Origin of the sequence: Streptomyces sp. NPDC046465 (assembly GCF_040646035.1) — a bacterium.
Taxonomy (GTDB): Bacteria; Actinomycetota; Actinomycetes; order Streptomycetales; family Streptomycetaceae; genus Streptomyces.
In genome coordinates, this window is sequence record NZ_JBEYZK010000029.1 from 39191 (window position 1) to 54931 (window position 15741).

16 protein-coding genes are annotated in these 15741 nt (G+C 70.5%); 5 read left to right on the forward strand and 11 right to left on the reverse strand.

The features are described from left to right. The first annotated feature begins 340 nt into the window (after positions 1 to 340). Positions 341 to 1255: a helix-turn-helix transcriptional regulator gene (locus ABZ953_RS33855; RefSeq protein WP_361732295.1), complete on the forward strand. Its 915-nt coding sequence runs from the start codon at positions 341 to 343 to the stop codon at positions 1253 to 1255. Positions 1256 to 1268: 13 nt separating this feature from the next. Here the strand turns inward: ABZ953_RS33855 and ABZ953_RS33860 are convergent, their stop codons facing one another. Both ABZ953_RS33860 and ABZ953_RS33865 read right to left on the reverse strand, forming a co-directional pair. Next, positions 1269 to 2906, reverse strand: a complete 1638-nt coding sequence (locus tag ABZ953_RS33860) for an alpha/beta hydrolase (protein ID WP_361732298.1) — start codon at positions 2904 to 2906, stop codon at positions 1269 to 1271. Between the two features lie 118 nt (positions 2907 to 3024). Next, positions 3025 to 4428, reverse strand: coding sequence for an acetyl-CoA C-acyltransferase (locus ABZ953_RS33865; protein ID WP_361732301.1), 1404 nt, complete (start codon positions 4426 to 4428; stop codon positions 3025 to 3027). Between the two features lie 72 nt (positions 4429 to 4500). On the opposite strand from ABZ953_RS33865, the gene ABZ953_RS33870 reads away from it, so the two are divergent. Continuing rightward, complete coding sequence (locus ABZ953_RS33870; RefSeq protein WP_361732304.1) at positions 4501 to 5814, forward strand: 3-oxoacyl-ACP reductase; 1314 nt, start codon at positions 4501 to 4503, stop codon at positions 5812 to 5814. A gap of 50 nt (positions 5815 to 5864) precedes the next feature. After that, complete coding sequence (locus ABZ953_RS33875) at positions 5865 to 6764, forward strand: MaoC/PaaZ C-terminal domain-containing protein (RefSeq protein WP_361732307.1); 900 nt, start codon at positions 5865 to 5867, stop codon at positions 6762 to 6764. Here ABZ953_RS33875 and ABZ953_RS33880 read toward each other — a convergent pair. The 6 genes from ABZ953_RS33880 to ABZ953_RS33905 all read right to left on the reverse strand — a co-directional run bounded on the left by ABZ953_RS33880 (position 6700) and on the right by ABZ953_RS33905 (position 11974). Then, a complete protein-coding gene (locus ABZ953_RS33880; protein ID WP_361732470.1) occupies positions 6700 to 7326 on the reverse strand; it encodes a TetR/AcrR family transcriptional regulator in 627 nt (208 codons plus the stop codon). The genes ABZ953_RS33875 and ABZ953_RS33880 overlap by 65 nt on opposite strands. A gap of 186 nt (positions 7327 to 7512) precedes the next feature. After that, positions 7513 to 8892 carry a dicarboxylate/amino acid:cation symporter gene (locus ABZ953_RS33885; RefSeq protein ID WP_361732310.1) on the reverse strand — a complete coding sequence of 460 codons (1380 nt, stop codon included), beginning with the start codon at positions 8890 to 8892 and terminating at the stop codon, positions 7513 to 7515. 339 nt (positions 8893 to 9231) lie between these two features. Further along, positions 9232 to 9555, reverse strand: coding sequence for a DUF4229 domain-containing protein (locus ABZ953_RS33890; RefSeq protein WP_361732313.1), 324 nt, complete (start codon positions 9553 to 9555; stop codon positions 9232 to 9234). Positions 9556 to 9662: 107 nt separating this feature from the next. Beyond that, on the reverse strand, positions 9663 to 10187 hold the full coding sequence (locus ABZ953_RS33895; protein ID WP_361732316.1) for a GNAT family N-acetyltransferase: 525 nt from the start codon (positions 10185 to 10187) through the stop codon (positions 9663 to 9665). A gap of 104 nt (positions 10188 to 10291) precedes the next feature. After that, positions 10292 to 11455, reverse strand: a complete 1164-nt coding sequence (gene mqnE, locus ABZ953_RS33900) for an aminofutalosine synthase MqnE (protein WP_361732319.1) — start codon at positions 11453 to 11455, stop codon at positions 10292 to 10294. A 63-nt stretch (positions 11456 to 11518) separates the two neighbouring features. Next, positions 11519 to 11974, reverse strand: coding sequence for an Lrp/AsnC family transcriptional regulator (locus tag ABZ953_RS33905; protein WP_361732473.1), 456 nt, complete (start codon positions 11972 to 11974; stop codon positions 11519 to 11521). A gap of 132 nt (positions 11975 to 12106) precedes the next feature. Between ABZ953_RS33905 and ABZ953_RS33910 the strand changes: the two genes are divergently transcribed. Further along, complete coding sequence (locus tag ABZ953_RS33910) at positions 12107 to 12238, forward strand: hypothetical protein (protein ID WP_361732482.1); 132 nt, start codon at positions 12107 to 12109, stop codon at positions 12236 to 12238. Here the strand turns inward: ABZ953_RS33910 and ABZ953_RS33915 are convergent. The 3 genes from ABZ953_RS33915 to ABZ953_RS33925 are packed head-to-tail and all read right to left on the reverse strand — an operon-like array spanning position 12235 to position 15313. Further along, positions 12235 to 12927 carry a UbiX family flavin prenyltransferase gene (locus tag ABZ953_RS33915; RefSeq protein ID WP_361732322.1) on the reverse strand — a complete coding sequence of 231 codons (693 nt, stop codon included), beginning with the start codon at positions 12925 to 12927 and terminating at the stop codon, positions 12235 to 12237. The two genes, ABZ953_RS33910 and ABZ953_RS33915, sit on opposite strands and share 4 nt — an antisense overlap. Positions 12928 to 12953: 26 nt before the next feature. Further along, entirely contained in the window at positions 12954 to 13856 is a 903-nt protein-coding gene (gene mqnP / locus ABZ953_RS33920; protein ID WP_361732325.1) for a menaquinone biosynthesis prenyltransferase MqnP, read from the reverse strand. After that, a complete protein-coding gene (locus tag ABZ953_RS33925; protein ID WP_361732327.1) occupies positions 13853 to 15313 on the reverse strand; it encodes a menaquinone biosynthesis decarboxylase in 1461 nt (486 codons plus the stop codon). The genes mqnP and ABZ953_RS33925 overlap by 4 nt, the downstream gene beginning before the upstream one ends. 90 nt (positions 15314 to 15403) lie before the next feature. Here ABZ953_RS33925 and ABZ953_RS33930 point away from each other — a divergent pair, with 90 nt between their 5' ends. Continuing rightward, on the forward strand, positions 15404 to 15736 hold the full coding sequence (locus tag ABZ953_RS33930) for a PLD nuclease N-terminal domain-containing protein (protein WP_361732330.1): 333 nt from the start codon (positions 15404 to 15406) through the stop codon (positions 15734 to 15736). Positions 15737 to 15741: the final 5 nt, after the last annotated feature.

The window sequence follows — 15741 nt, forward strand, 5'->3', positions numbered from 1 at the left end:
GTCGAGTTAGCGGCGGTGCGGACCAACGGGCGGGCGGGGAGAAACCGCCGCGGAGCGGCGAAGAGGTCGACCTCGCAACGTCGCGGGGCAACGGGTGGGCGGGTGGGAACCCGCCGCGGAGCGGCGAAGAGAAACAGCTACAGACAACGGCAGACGGCACCGACCACCGGGCCGCGGCCCGGCGACAACGCACCCCCTGGGCCACGGTGGCCGGGCCACCCGCACACCCCCACTCTCCCGGGCGGCAGCCCCCCGTGGCAGGCCGCACCTCACCGGGGCCCCGCGTTCCTGGTCCTGACACAACCCCCCACGCGAGACGCACACCAGGGACAATGACCGGATGACGGACAGCCCGGCGCAAGCCCCCGAACCCACCGCCACAGCGAAAGCCACCGCCACCGGCACCGCCACCGGCACCGGCACCGGCACCGCCACCGGCACCGAGCTGGGCCGATACCTCCGTGCCCGGCGCGCCAGGGTCACCCCGGCCGAGGCGGGCCTCCCCGCGGGCACCGGCCTGCGCCGCACCCCGGGCCTGCGCCGCGAGGAGCTCGCGACCCTCGCCGGGGTGAGCGTCGACTACTACACGCGCCTGGAGCGGGGCCGCGAGGCGAACCCGTCCCCCGCCGTGATCGACGCCCTGGCCCGCGCCCTGCGCCTGACGGGCGACGCCCACGACCGCCTGCGCGACCTGGCCGAGCTGGCCTCGGGCCGCCTCACCGAACCGCATCCCACGGCCGACCACACGGTCCGCGAGTCCACCCTGCGCATGTTGGAGGCGCTGGCCCCGCTGCCCGCGTACGTGGTGAGCAGGCACAGCTACATGCTGGCCGCTAACGCCCCCGGCAGGGCGCTGCTCCCCGGCCTGTGGGACTGGCCCGACGAACAGCGCAACGTCGTGCGCTACCTCTTCCTGCACCCCGTGGGCCGGGTCCTTTACCGGCCCTGGGAGGAGACGGTCGCCAAGTCGGTGTCACATCTGCGGGCCATCGCGGGCACGGACACCGACTCGCCCCGGCTGACGAACCTGGTCGGCGAACTCCTCCTGAAGTCCCCGGACTTCGCCCGCATCTGGGAGCGGTACGACGTGAGCGAGCGCGGCGGCGGCACCAAGTCGTTCGAGCACCCCAAGGTCGGCGCGATGACCCTCACGTACGAGGTGATGAAGCTGGCGCGCTCGGGCGACCAGCGCATGGTCGTCTACCAGGCCGCGCCGGACACCCCGGACGAAAAGGCGATGCTCGCCCTGACCTGACACAGCACCCGCCTCACTCAGCCGCGCAGGAACTCCCGGTCTTCGGCATCTCCCCGTACAGCAGGAACCCGTCCACCTTGTCCTGCACGCACTTGGAGCCGAGGTAACCGGTGTGCCCGTCGCCCTTGTTGTCCAGGACGACGGCCTGCGAGCCGAGCCGCCGCGCGGTCTCCTCCGTCCAGCGGTACGGCGTGGCCGGGTCGCCCCGCGTGCCGACGAGCAGCATCTCGGGCGTCTGCACGTCCCGTACGTCCTCACGGATGTAGCTGGTCCCCGCGGGCCGGCCGAAGCACAGCAGCACCGGCATCAGCATCGACTTGCCGAAGACCGGCGAGGCCTCCTCGAACTGCGCCTGCAACTTGCCGACTTCCTTCTCTATGTGCGCGGCGTCGGGCCGGTCGGGATCGTCGGCGCAGTTCACGGCCATGAGGGCGGCGGACAAGTTGTCCAGCGGCACCTCCTGACCGGCTCCGGACCCGGCCCCAGCCCCGGATCCGGCCCCGGCACGGACCGGCAGCGGCACCCCGCTCGGCAGCCCGCCGCTCATACGGATCAGCGCCCGCGGGTCCCCGTCGGCGAGCAGCGCCCCCAGGGCCTGCGAGAGCGCGGGCCAGGCCTGCCTGCTGTAGAGGGCCTGGCTCAGGACGCCGACGACGTCCTGCCCGGTGAACTGCTCGCCGCCCATGGACTGGAGCGGCATCGCGTCCATCTGCTTGACGATCTTGACCATGCTCTGCCGTGCGGTGCGGGAGTCGGCGCCGAAGACACATCCGGCGTTCCCGGTGCACCAGGCGAGGAAGTTGTCGAGGGCGGTCTGGCGCCCTTCGGCGGTCGCGAGGGACTGTGCGGCGACGGGCTCGGTCAGCGTGTCCACGCCGTCGAGGGTCATCCGTCCGACCTTCTTGGGGAACTGGGCGGCATAGACGGCGCCGAGCCGCGTCCCATAGGAGAACCCCAGGTAGTTCAGCTTCTTGTCGCCGAGGGCCTGCCGCATGACGTCCATGTCACGGGAGACGTTGACGGTCCCCATCTGCGGCAGTACGGGCCCGGACTTGGCCTCGCACTCCTTGGCGACCTTGCGCAACTCCCGCAGCATGGCGGCCGCGTCGTCCGAGTCCTCCGTGGTGGGGTCGGCGTTCCCCTGGGCGTCGCCGCAGCTGACCGGCTCGCTCTGGCCGACGCCGCGCGGGTCGAAGGAGACGACGTCGTACTCCTTGCTCAGGAAGCTGAACTCCTTCTGCGCACCGGCGAGCGCGGAGACCCCGGGCCCGCCGGGTCCGCCGAAGTTCAGCAGCAGCGAGCCGCGGGGCTTGCCGCTCGCGCTGGACTTCAGCCGGATCATCGCGACGTCGACGGTCCCGGCGGCGGGCTTCGCGTAGTCGAGCGGGACGGTCACGTGCCCGCACCGGACGTCCTTGGCGCCGTCCGTGGCTTCCGCCATGGCTTCGGTGTCGCCCTTGCACGCAGCCCATTTGATCTTCTGCGTGTAGTAGCGCGCCAGGTCGGGTCGTCCGCCTCCGTCACCGCCTCCATCGTCCTCGGTGGCAGCGGCAGCGGCAGCGGCGACGGTCGTGGCCGAGGCCACGCCCGGCACGCCCGTCCCTACGACGACCAGCACAATGACACCGGCGATCGCACAGGCTCCACGCACGGCAACCTCCCAGGGTGTAGCCCCTCGCTCACCCTAAGCGCGGCCCGCGCCCCTCGCCCGTTCAGCGCAAGGTGACCGTACGTACGCATTCGCCACCCTAAGTGAAGGCCGTCACTCCTCACTCCCTCTCCAGGATCGCGGTGACCCCCTGCCCGCCCGCCGCACAGATGGAGATCAGCCCGCGTCCGGGGCGCCCCCGCTCGGCGAGGAGCTTGGCGAGGGTGGCGACGATGCGCGCCCCCGTCGCCGCGAACGGGTGGCCGGTGGCGAGCGACGACCCGGCGACGTTCAGCCGCGCCCGGTCCACGGTGCCGAGCCCCTGCTTCTCCCAGGCGGCGAGCGTGGCGAGCACCTGCGAGGCGAAGGCCTCGTGCACCTCCACGAAGTCGAAGTCGCCGAGTTCGAGTCCGAGACCGGTCCGCTCCAGCATCCGGGGCACGGCGTACGCGGGCGCCATCAGCAGCCCGTCACCACCCCCGTCGTCGCCCTCTGCGACATCCCCGTGGACGAAGTCGACCGCGGCGCTCTCGCAGGCGGTGAGGTACGCGAGCGGTTCGAGCCCGCGCCCGGCCGCCCACTCCTCACTGGCGAGCAGGGCGACGGCGGCGCCGTCCGTCAGCGGAGTGGAATTGCCCGCGGTCATGGTCGCGGACGCGGTCGCGGTCGCGGACGCGGTCGCGGTCGCGGACGCGGTCGCGGACGCGGTCGCGGACGCGGTCGCGGACGCGGTCGCGGACGCGGTCGCGGTCGCGGTCGCGCCGGGGGCGTCGGCCCCGAACACGGGCTTCAGGCGGGCGAGCTTCTCCACCGTCGATCCCGGCCGCAGGTTCTGGTCCCGCTCGACCCCGCGGAACGGTACGACGAGATCGTCCAGGAAGCCCCGCTCGTACGCGGCCGCGAGGCGCTGGTGGCTGAGCGCCGCGAGCTCGTCCTGCGCCTCACGCGTGACGCCCCACTTCCGCGCGGTCACCGCGGCGTGCTCCCCCATGGAGAGCCCGGTGCGGGGCTCGGCGTTGCGCGGGATGTCCGGTACGAGGTGACGGGGCCGCACCCGGCCGAGCGCACGCAGCCGTCCGCCCGCCGACTTGGCCCGGCGCGCCGCGAGCAGGATCCGCCGCAGCTCGTCGTTGACCCCGAGGGGCGCGTCGCTCGCGGTGTCGGAGCCCCCGGCGATCCCCGACTCGATCTGCCCGAGCATGACCTTGTTGGCGACGGCGACGACGGCCTGGAGCCCGGTCCCGCACGCCTGTTGAAGATCGTAGGCGGGCGTACGGGAGTCCAGGGCGGAGCCGAGCACGACCTCCCGGGCGAGGTTGAAGTCCCGGCTGTGCTTGAGCACGGCACCGGCGACGAACTCCCCGACGTCCCCCGCGCCCTGGAGGCGGTACCTCTCGACCAGGCCGTCGAGGGCGGCGGCCAGCATGTCCTGGTTCGAGGCGGTGGCGTACGGCCCGTCGGAGCGGGCGAAAGGAATGCGGCTGCCGCCGATGACGGCGACGCGGCGCACAGAGGGACGACTCATGTCTCGACCAGCTCCTGACCCTTGAGTAACCTTACTCCGAAGTAAATTTACGACCGAGCTGGGAGTTGGACAATGGCCGACCGCTACCTGACCTTCGCCGCCACCGGACCCGGCCGCTTCCTCACCCGCCGCCTGGGCCTGCCCCAACCGGCCCGGCTGCGCCGCCGCACCCCGGAACACTCCGCCCTGGGCGGCGAGTTGCTCCTGCTCACGGCGGGCAAGTCCGCCTACCCGGCCGACCTGCCCACCCTCCTCAAGTCGGCAGGCCATACCCTCGTGTCAACTGCCGAGCGCCCCACGGCAGTTGTGCTCGACGCCACGGCGGTGAGGGACGTCGACACCCTCTCCGACGTGCATACGGCCCTCCACCCCGTCGTGCGCAAGGTCGCGGAGAACGGCCGCATCCTGATCCTCGGCAGCCCGCCCGACCCCGCCGACCACCACCAGGCCGCCGCCCAGCAGGCACTCGAAGGCTTCATACGTTCCCTCGCCAAGGAGCTCGGCCGGGGCCGCACCGCCACCCTCGTCCGTGTCACAGGGCCGGTCGCCACCGCCGAGCCGACCCTGCGCTTCCTGCTCTCCCCCAAGTCCGCCTACGTCACCGGACAGGTCATCGAGACCGGCCCCGCCGAGACGCTCGCCGCCCCCGCCGACTGGGACCGGCCCCTGGCCGGGCGTACCGCCCTGGTGACGGGCGCGGCGCGCGGCATCGGCGAAGCGGTGGCGGAGGTCCTGACCCGCGACGGCGCCACCGTCATGCTCCTCGACGTCCCCTCGGCCCAGCAGGACCTGGTCCGGGTGGCCGACCGGCTCGGCGGCTCGGCGCTGCCGCTCGACATCACGGCGCCCGACGCCGGTGAACGCATCGCCGCGGCGCTGCCGGACGGCCGTCTCGACATCCTCGTCCACAACGCGGGCATCACCCGTGACCGCAAGCTCGCCAACATGGCGCGGGACCGCTGGACGTCGGTCCTCGACGTCAACCTCGCGGCGGTCCTCACGACGACGGACGCGCTCCTCAAGGCCGGTGCGTTCAGCCCCGGCGGCCGGATCGTCGCCACCGCCTCCATCGCGGGGATCGCGGGCAACGCGGGCCAGACGAACTACGCCGCCAGCAAGGCGGGCGTCGTCGGCCTCGTCCGCTCGTTGGCGCCGCGGGCGCTCGCGGAGCACGGGGTGACGGTCAACGCGGTGGCGCCCGGCTTCATCGAGACGAAGATGACGGCCGCGGTGCCGCTGCTCATCCGCGAGGCGGGGCGCCGCATGAACTCCCTCGGGCAGGGGGGCCTTCCCGTGGACGTGGCGGAGACGACGTCGTGGCTGGCGCAGGGGGGTGTCAACGGGCAGACGGTACGGGTGTGCGGGCAGAGCCTTCTCGGGGCGTGACCCCCGACGAACCCGAGGCGACCCCACCCACCACCTCACCAAGGACGATCATGCGTACCCCGCTTTCCGCTCTCCTTGTCCGTGCCGCCCTCGCCTCGCCCTTCAAGCGGCCCGGTGTCCGGGCCCTCGTCCAGGAGCCCCTCACCTCCGCACCCGTCGTCCCCGACCCCCGCCACCTCGCCGCCTACAACGCGGTCTGCGGGTTTCCGGGCGGTGCCGGTGTGCTGCCGCTCACCTATCCGCACGTCCTCGCGTTCCCCCTGGCCATGCGCCTGATGGCCGCCCGCGACTTTCCGCTCCCCCTCCTGGGGCTCGTCCACACGTCCATCGAGATCACCCGGCACCGGCCCCTGCACCCGGCACAGGAGCTGCGCCTCTCCGTCCGGACAGCGAAGGTGGCCCCCCACCGTCGCGGCACCGAAGCGACCGTCGTCATCGAGGCCGCCGCCCGCGACGGCGAGCTCCTCTGGGAGTCCAGCAGCACCTATCTGGCCCGGCACAGAACACCCGGGACAGCCACCGAAACCGCCAAGGCGCCCCGCCCGGCCCCCGCGGCCGGAACGCCCTGGCACCTCGGTGCGGACCTGGGCCGCCGCTACGCCTCCGTCAGCGGCGACCGCAACCCCATCCACCTGCACCCGCTCACCGCCCGCCCCTTCGGCTTCCCCCGCGCCATCGCCCACGGCATGTGGACGGTCGCCCGCTGCCTCGCAGAACACGAGGACGGGGGCGGGGGTGGAGGTGGAGGCGGGGACGGCTTCGCCTGTCTCAAGGCCGAGTTCAAGGCGCCCGTCCTCCTCCCGTCCACGGTCACGTACACCGCACACGGCAGCTCCGCCTTCGAACTCCGTTCCCCCACGGGCAGACCGCACCTCACCGGCGTCGTCACGCGGGAGCCCAGCGCCGCCCCTCCATCAGGCCCCCAAGGCCCGCCCACGCGAAGTTCATGAGCGTCGCCGCCGCCTCCTTCGCGGAGACGGAGCCGTCCGTATTGGCCCAGCCGGCCAGCGACTCCGCCGCGCCGACCAGCGCCTGCGCGAGCCCCGCGACCTCGCGGTCCGGCAGGGAGGGGTCGCCGTGCGCCGACCGCGCCGCGTCCGCGATCAACGACGTCACGAACGCGACGATCTCCTCCCGCATCGCGGCGATCTCGGCCGCGAACGGCTCCCCCTGGGTCCGCGCCTGACTGTGCAGCACGGCCCAGCCGTCGGGGCGTTCCGCGGTGTGCGAGAAGAACGCCCGCAGCCCGTCCCACAGCTGCCGGTCCGCGGTCTCCCCGGCGACGGCGGCGCCGCTCGCCCCGTCCCGCACCGCGGCGACGAGCGCGGCGGCCTCGCGCCGGATGCACGCGCTGAAGAGCTCTTCCTTGGAGTTGAGATACAGATACACGAGCGGCTTGGAGACTCCGGCGAGCTCCGCGATCTCGTCCATGGACGCGGCCCGGTACCCCCGCTGCCCGAACGTCCGCACCGCCGCGTCCAGCATCTGCTGCTCCCGCACGGCCCGCGGCATTCTTTTCTGCCGCCGCTTCTCGCCCACCCCGGCCCCCGCCCTCTCCACACTGTCCGTTCCGACGTCAGCGTACGGTCAACGGGTGCCGGGGCACGATTAACGGAAACCACCGGAACCACCGGAAACCACCGAGCCCCGCCCCGGATCACTCCGGGGCGGGGCTTCGGCGAAACGACGGGCGAGGGCTCAGGCTGCCGCCGCCACCGGACGCGACGAGGACGGCGCATCGCTGTAGTCGTCCTCGAGCTCGTCGAGCGGCGACGCCGAGGCGTTCTCGTACGCCTCGCGGTCGAGGATGTTCTCGCGGGCGGCGACGATCACCGGCACAAGCGCCTGTCCGGCGACGTTCGTCGCGGTGCGCATCATGTCGAGGACCGGGTCGATGGCGAGGAGCAGACCCACGCCCTCCATCGGCAGGCCGAGCGTGGAGAGGGTCAGCGTCAGCATGACCGTGGCACCCGTGAGGCCCGCCGTGGCCGCCGAGCCGACGACCGACACGAAGGCGATGAGCAGGTACTCCTTGATGCCCATCTGCACGTCGAAGATCTGCGCGACGAAGATCGCGGCGATGGCCGGGTAGATGGCGGCGCAGCCGTCCATCTTCGTCGTGGCGCCGAACGGCACCGCGAAGGACGTGTACTCCTTCGGGACGCCGAGGCGCTCGGTGACCTTCTGGGTGATCGGCATGGTGCCGACCGAGGAGCGGGAGACGAAGGCCAGCTGGATGGCGGGCCAGGCGCCCTTGAAGAACTGGAGCGGGTTGACCTTGGCGACGAAGGCGAGCAGCAGCGGGTAGACGCCGAACAGGACCAGGGCGCAGCCGATGTAGATGTCGGCGGTGAACGTCGCGTACTTGCTGATCAGGTTCCAGCCGTAGTCCGCGATGGCGAAGCCGATGAGGCCGATGGTGCCGATCGGGGAGAGCTTGATGACCCACCACAGGGCCTTCTGGAGGAGGGCGAGTACGGACTCGCTCAGCTCCAGGATCGGCTGGGCCTTGTCGCCGATCTTCAGCACGGCGATACCGGCGACGGCGGCCATGAAGACGATCTGCAGGACGTTGAGCTCGGTGAAGGGGGTGATGACGTCCTTCGGGATGATCCCGGTGAGGAAGTCGATCCAGGAGCCCGCGTGGTCGGGGGCCTTGCCGTCCTTCGGGGTGAGGCCGGTGCCGGAGCCGGGGTTGGTGAGCAGGCCGATGGCGAGGCCGATGGCCACCGCGATCAGCGACGTGATCATGAACCACAGCAGGGTGCGGGTCGCGAGCCGCGCGGCGTTGTTGACCTTCCGCAGGTTGGTGATCGACACCAGGATCGCGAAGAAGACGAGCGGGGCGACCGCCAGCTTCAGGAGGCCGATGAAGGTGTCGCCGACCTTGGAGAGGGTGGTGACGAGCCAGTCGACGTCCTGGTTGCGGGCGATCCAGCCGAGCAGGACACCCAGGACCAGGCCGCCGAGTATCTGCGCCCAGAAGGGGATCTTGAGGAACTTGGGTATCCGGAAGCCGGACTTGGGCTTCTCGGGTCCGCTCGCCTGGTCGGCGGGCGTCGCGGAATTCGCGGACACGGACACACTCCGGTGAGGTCAGTCAGGGGTGGGGGACGTACGGGAGCGGCGACCGCGAAGGGTCAGCAGTGCCGCTGCGGCGGGGGTCACGTTCAGATGTGACAGGCCGCGGACATGCAGCGGCAGAGATCGACATGCAGGCGCGCCACGAGCGGGATGCTCGTGGCGTAGTGGTGCGCTGCTGCTGTCTTCATGTCGAACACGTTAACACTTGTGCTTTGAGAACATCAAAGGTCTTGTTTGAGGTAACCCCCGCCCCGACTCCCCCTTGACGCACGGAACCCCGGCCCTGGAGCGATGCGCTCCGGAGCCGGGGTCCCGAGAAGTGTGTGACGAAGCTTACGAGCCCTGCACCTGCGTGCCGCCCTGCGTGCTGCCCTCCGTGCGCGCCGCGTCGTCCGCGTCGTCCTCCTGGGTGCGGTTGGCCTCCAGGTTCGCCTTGGCGCGGTCCACGCGGGCCACGACGTCCAGCGAGGCGCGGTCACGCTCCTTGCGGAGGGCCACGAAGCTGATGGGCGCGGAGATGACCAGCGAGAGCAGGAGCACCCACAGCAGGTTCGAGTCGCCGAGGCCACGCGGCAGGATCTCGGAGTAGACGAGGCCCCAGACGACCAAGAAGCAACCCACGAAGATCCCGAGGCGCATCAGCGTGTAGCGGAGCATGTCAATCCACTCTTCCGTTCCGAAAGGGGCCCGAGTAGGACGAGCCCCTCCAGTGAAGCATGCAAGGAGGCGCGTCGGGCAAGGGGGTGACGCCCCCGCGTGGGCCGTCAGCCGAGCGGCAGCAGCATCGTGATGTCGTCGCGGTCGTCGCCGGGCGCGACCCGGATGGCGCCCGGCACCCGGCCGACCTCCTTGTATCCGCAGGACGCGTAGAAGCGGTCGACGCCCGTGCCGCCGCGGCAGGTGAGCCGTATCGCCTCGATGCCGCCGAGGCCGCGGGCGGCGTCCGCGGCGGCGGCCATCAGGTCACGCCCGTACCCCTTGCCCTGGTGGCGGGGGTGGACCATCACCACGTACAGCCAGATCCAGTGCCTCATCAGGTGGTGCTGGTTGTACGCGAGGAAGGCGGTCGCGGCGATCTCGCCGTCCTCGTCGTAGCCCACGAGGAGCCGGGTGCGCCCGTCGCTCAGCTCGGCGAGGCGCTTGATCCACTCCGGGCGGATCTCGTCGGCGGTCACGGGCGGCACGAAGCCGACGGCGCCGCCCGCGTTGGAGACGTCTGCCCAGAGCGCGAGCACCCCGTCCCGCAGGGCGGGGCCGATCGCCGGGTCCAGTCGAAAGGTAAGAGGCATGCAGCGAGGCTAGCCCTTACCGGACCGGCCTCGCGACGCGTTAAGAGCGGCTGGCCGGAAGAGCAACCGGTCGGAGAGAGCAACCGGTCGGAGAGAGCAGCCGGTCAGAGCCGCATGGCCTGCGGCGTCTCGCGCAGCATCCGGTCGGGGCCCTCGTACTCGCGGATCGACTCGTAGCGCGTGTTCCGCTCGACCGGGCGGAAGCCCGCCTCGCGGATCAGGTCGAGGAGGTCCTCGCGGGTCAGCTTGTTCGGCGTACCGAAGTTGTCCGCGTCGTGCGTGATCTTGTACTCGACGACCGAGCCGTCCATGTCGTCCGCGCCGTGCTGAAGGGCGAGCTGCGTGGTCTGCAGACCGTGCATGACCCAGAAGACCTTGACGTGCGGGACGTTGTCGAAGAGGAGCCGCGAGACCGCGAAGGTCTTCAGTGCCTCGGCGCCCGACGCCATGGTCGTGCGCGCCTGGAGGCGGTTCCTGACCTTGCCGTCCTTCATGTCGACGAAGTCGTGCTGGTAGCGCAGCGGGATGAAGACCTGGAAGCCGCCGGTCTCGTCCTGGAGTTCACGCAGCCGCAGCACGTGGTCGACGCGGTGGCGGGGCTCCTCGATGTGGCCGTACAGCATCGTGGAGGGGGTCTTCAGACCCTTCTCGTGCGCGAGGCGGTGGATGCGCGACCAGTCTTCCCAGTGGGTGCGGTGGTCGACGATGTGCTGGCGCACCTCCCAGTCGAAGATCTCCGCGCCGCCGCCGGTCAGCGACTCCAGGCCCGCCTCGATGAGCTCGTCGAGGATGTCGGACGCCGACATCCCCGAGATCGTCTCGAAGTGGTGGATCTCCGTGGCCGTGAACGCCTTCAGGGAGACGCTCGGCAGCGCCTTCTTGAGCTCGCTCAGCGACCGGGGGTAGTAGCGCCACGGCAGGTTCGGGTGCAGGCCGTTGACGATGTGCAGCTCGGTGAGGTTCTCGCCCTCCATCGCCTTGGCGAGGCGGACGGCCTCCTCGATGCGCATCGTGTACGCGTCCTTCTCGCCCGGCTTGCGCTGGAACGAGCAGTACGCGCAGGACGCGGTGCACACGTTGGTCATGTTGAGGTGGCGGTTGACGTTGAAGTGCACGACGTCGCCGTTCTTGCGCGTGCGCACCTCGTGGGCGAGGCCGCCGAGCCAGGCGAGGTCGTCCGACTCGTAGAGGGCGATGCCGTCCTCGCGGGACAGCCGCTCACCGTCCCGGACCTTCTGCTCAAGATCGCGCTTGAGACCTGCGTCCATGCCCTCGCCCTTACCTCTCCCTACGACCTGCCACAAACCTCCGCCAACGTTACGCCCCGGAGGTCACTCCTCCTCGGGCAGCTCCCCGACCCTGTTCTCCCACTTGGTGGAGAGCACGATCGTCGTACGGGTCCGGGAGACGCCACGGGTGCCGCTGAGCCGGCGGATCGTCTTCTCCAGACCGTCCACGTCGGTGGCCCGGATCTTGAGCATGTACGAGTCGTCGCCCGCGATGAACCAGCAGTCCTCGATCTCGTGCAGGTCCTTCAGGCGCCGCGCCACGTCCTCGTGGTCGGCGGCGTCGGAGAGCGAGATGCCGATGAGGGCGATGACGCCGAGGCCGAGCGAGGCGGAGTCGACGGTGGCGCGGTAACCCGTGATGACACCGGCCGCTTCGAGGCGGTTGATCCGGTCCGTGACGCTGGGCCCGGAGAGGCCCACGAGCCGCCCGAGTTCGGCGTACGAGGCGCGGCCGTTCTCCCGCAGGGCCTGGATGAGCTGCCTGTCCACGGCGTCCATAGGTGCGATGCCTTTCATTATTCAGCGATACCGCGAGTCTATGTGTAGAATCTAAGGCGTAACAGGGTCTAGCCCCTGTGAATCTTTCTCAATCTCAGCAGATCAACGACGATCCTTCAGGAGTGAGTCACCGTGTACTCGATCGAGATGGCCTACGCCCGGATGCGCGAGCTTCAGGACCTGGCCAACCGCTCGCGTGCCCACCAGTCCGCCTCCGCGCCCAAGGCCGGCTTCCTCAGGAAGCGCGCCGCCAAGAAGCGCTAAGCCCCCCGGGAGCCAGAGCCACCTCCGGAACCGGAGCCGAGCTCTCCCTCCCACCGGCGGTACAGCCGGTGCGGCACCCGTGCCGCGTCGAGCATCCGCCCGGCGACGAAGTCCACCAGATCCTGGATGTGCGTCGCCCCCGCGTAGAACGCCGGAGAGGCGGGCAGCACGATCGCGCCCGCCTCGTCCAGGCTCACCAAGTGCTTCAGCGTCTGCCCGTTCAGCGGAGTCTCGCGTACGCAGACCACGAGCCGTCGCCCTTCCTTCAGCGTCACGCTCGCCGACCGCTGCAGCAGGTCCTTCGAGAGCCCGAGCGCCACCCCGGCCACGCACGCCGTGGACGCCGGAACGATCAGCATCCCCTTCGTCGCGTACGAACCCGAGGACGGCCCCGCCGCCAGATCACCGGCGGCCCAGTACTTCACGTCCGACACGTCGGCGTCGAAGACCCCCGGCTTGCCGTCCGCGCCGCGCCCCAGCCACTGCCGCAGATCGTCCCGCCAGTGCGCGTCCCGGAACGCGATGCCCGTCTCGTCGAGCAGCGTAAGACGCGAGGCACGCGAGACGACCAGGTCCACGCTCTCGCCCGCGGTCAGCAGAGCACGCAGCACCGCGGCGGCGTACGGAGTGCCCGAGGCACCCGACACCCCCACGATCCAAGGCCTACGCTCTGTATCTCCTGGGTTCACGCTGTGAAGCCTATCCGGGCGGTGTTTCAGACAGTGAGGCCGCGTACGAGCAGATCGAGCAGCGCGCACGCGAACAGGGCAATCCCGATGAAGCCGTTCACCTGGAAGAAGGCGCGGTTGAGGCGGGACAGGTCGTGCGGCTTCACGATCGAGTGCTCGTAGCCGAAGGCGCCCGCGACGACCGCGAGGCCGAGCCAGAAGAACACGCCCGCGTCGGTGGCCGCCGCGTACCAGACGAGGAGCGCCGTGGTCACCAGGTGACAGGCGCGCGCGCCCCAGATGGCGGCCGGGATGCCGAACCGCGCGGGCACCGACTTCACGCCGACCTCGCGGTCCGTCTCCACGTCCTGGCACGCGTAGATCAGGTCGAAGCCGCCGATCCAGACGCCGACCGCGAGCCCGAGGATCACCGCCTGGCCCGACCACTCGCCAGTGATCGCGATCCAGGCGCCGACCGGGCCCATCGCCTGGGCCAGGCCGAGGATCGCCTGCGGGAAGTTCGTGAACCGCTTCCCGTACGGATAGACGACCATCGGGATCACCGCGACGGGCGCGAGCGCCAGGCACAGCGGGTTGAGCAGCGCGGCCGAGGCGAGGAAGACGACGAGCGCGATCAGCGCGCCGGTCCACGCGGACTTCACCGACACCGTGCCCGTGACGAGCTCGCGGTGCGCGGTCCTCGGGTTACGGGCGTCGATCTCGCGGTCGATGATGCGGTTCGCGGCCATGGCGAACGTGCGCAGACCCACCATGCAGATGGTGACCAGGAGCAGGCGTCCCCAGTGGATGTTCTCGTCGAGGCGGAACATCGCGGTGAGCGCGGCGATATAGGCGAAGGGCAGCGCGAAGACCGAGTGCTCGATCATGACGAGGCGCAGGAACGCCTTGGTGCGACCGGGTTGCGGGAGCGCGGCTGATGCTGAACTCACGAGAGTCCGTACTCCTTCCAGCGGCGGTCGACCTTCGACGCCGTCTCCGGGTCGGACTCGACCATGTTCGGCCAGCCCCCGTCCCGCGTGTAGCCCTCTTCGGGCAGCTTCTTCGTCGCGTCGATGCCCGCCTTGCCGCCCCAGAACTGCTGGTAGGAGGCGTGGTCGAGGTGGTCGACGGGGCCTTCGGCCACGGTCAGGTCGCGCGCGTAGTCCGTGTTGCCGAGCGCACGCCAGGACACCTCGTGCAGGTTGTGCACGTCGCAGTCCTTGTCGACGACCACGATCAGCTTGGTCAGCGACATCATGTGGGCACCCCAGATGGCGTGCATGACCTTCTGCGCGTGCTTCGGGTACTTCTTGTCGATCGAGACGATCGCGCAGTTGTGGAAGCCGCCCGACTCCGGCAGGTGGTAGTCCACGATGTCCGGGACGATCACCTTGAGGAGCGGCAGGAAGAAGCGCTCGGTGGCGCGGCCAAGGGGGCCGTCCTCCGTCGGCGGGCGGCCGACCACGATCGACTGGAGCAGCGGACGCCTCCGCATCGTCACGCAGTCGATCTTCAGCGCGGGGAAGTCCTCCTGCGGCGTGTAGAAGCCGGTGTGGTCGCCGAAGGGGCCCTCGGGGAGCATCTCGCCCGGTTCGAGCCAGCCCTCGATGACGACCTCGGCGTGCGCCGGGACCTGGAGCGGGACCGTCTTGCAGTCGACCATCTCCACGCGCTTGCCCTGGATGAACCCGGCCAGCATGTACTCGTCCATGTCACCGGGCAGCGGCGCCGTCGACGCGTACGTCACGGCGGGCGGACAGCCGAAGGCGATCGCGACGGGGAGCTTCTCGCCCCTGCGGGCGGCCACCTGGTAGTGGTTGCGGCTGTCCTTGTGGATCTGCCAGTGCATGCCGATGGTGCGCTTGTCGTGGCGCTGGAGCCGGTACAGGCCGAGGTTGCGGACGCCCGTGTCGGGGTCCTTGGTGTGGGTCAGGCCCAGGTTGAAGAAGGAGCCGCCGTCCTCGGGCCAGGTGAAGAGCGCGGGCAACTGCTCCAGGTCCACGTCGTCGCCGGTGAGGACGACCTCCTGGACGGGGGCGCTGTCGGACTTCACCTTCTTCGGCGGCACGTGCGTCATCGCGCCGAGCTTCCCGAACGCCTCGCGCACCCCGATGAAACCCTGCGGCAGCTCCGGCTTGAGCAGGCCGCCGATCTTGTCGCTGATCTCGTTGTACGACTTCAGGCCGAGCGCCTTCAGGAGGCGGCGGTCCGTCCCGTACACGTTCATGGCCAGGGGCATCGAGGAGCCCTTGACGTTCTCGAAGAGGAGCGCGGGGCCCCCGGCCTTCTGGACGCGGTCGGTGATCTCGCCGACCTCCAGATACGGGTCGACCTCGGCCTTGATGCGCTTGAGATCGCCCTCGCGGTCCAGTGCCCGGAGCAGGGAGCGAAGATCGTCGTAAGCCATGCGTTCCAGTATCCGGCACCGGCTACCCTGGCCCCGTCACCGGGGGGCTCGCACGCCCCTCGCCGCCACCGCTTGGGGGATCGCGCCACCATGCTCAGGTATCTGCCGTTCCTGCTGGTCCTGGCGGTGTGGATCTATGCCTTCATCGATGTCCTGAACACTCCGGAGAAGGAGGTCAGGCATCTGCCGAAGGTGGTGTGGGTCATCATCGTGCTGCTCTTCGGAGAGGTCCTCCTCGGCCCGATCGCCTGGTTCGTCACCGGCAAGGTGCGCCATGCGCCCGGCACGGGCGGCGGCATCGGCGGGCGGGGCCGCGGGGGCAGTACGCGGTGGGTGGCGCCCGACGACAATCCGGAGTTCCTGAAGTCCCTGCGGGACGAGGACCCCGACAAGAAGCGGCGGGACAAGGGCGACGAGAGCTGACGGCC

What these genes read in the sequence shown, in the direction of transcription:
- ABZ953_RS33855 (WP_361732295.1), top strand. Translation starts at nt 341, where the DNA reads ATGACGGACAGCCCGGCGCAAGCCCCCGAACCCACCGCCACAGCGAAA.
- ABZ953_RS33865 (WP_361732301.1), bottom strand. Translation starts at nt 4,428, where the DNA reads ATGAGTCGTCCCTCTGTGCGCCGCGTCGCCGTCATCGGCGGCAGCCGC.
- ABZ953_RS33870 (WP_361732304.1), top strand. Translation starts at nt 4,501, where the DNA reads ATGGCCGACCGCTACCTGACCTTCGCCGCCACCGGACCCGGCCGCTTC.
- ABZ953_RS33875 (WP_361732307.1), top strand. Translation starts at nt 5,865, where the DNA reads ATGCGTACCCCGCTTTCCGCTCTCCTTGTCCGTGCCGCCCTCGCCTCG.
- ABZ953_RS33880 (WP_361732470.1), bottom strand. Translation starts at nt 7,326, where the DNA reads ATGCCGCGGGCCGTGCGGGAGCAGCAGATGCTGGACGCGGCGGTGCGG.
- ABZ953_RS33890 (WP_361732313.1), bottom strand. Translation starts at nt 9,555, where the DNA reads ATGCTCCGCTACACGCTGATGCGCCTCGGGATCTTCGTGGGTTGCTTC.
- ABZ953_RS33895 (WP_361732316.1), bottom strand. Translation starts at nt 10,187, where the DNA reads ATGCCTCTTACCTTTCGACTGGACCCGGCGATCGGCCCCGCCCTGCGG.
- mqnE (WP_361732319.1), bottom strand. Translation starts at nt 11,455, where the DNA reads ATGGACGCAGGTCTCAAGCGCGATCTTGAGCAGAAGGTCCGGGACGGT.
- ABZ953_RS33905 (WP_361732473.1), bottom strand. Translation starts at nt 11,974, where the DNA reads ATGGACGCCGTGGACAGGCAGCTCATCCAGGCCCTGCGGGAGAACGGC.
- ABZ953_RS33925 (WP_361732327.1), bottom strand. Translation starts at nt 15,313, where the DNA reads ATGGCTTACGACGATCTTCGCTCCCTGCTCCGGGCACTGGACCGCGAG.
- ABZ953_RS33930 (WP_361732330.1), top strand. Translation starts at nt 15,404, where the DNA reads ATGCTCAGGTATCTGCCGTTCCTGCTGGTCCTGGCGGTGTGGATCTAT.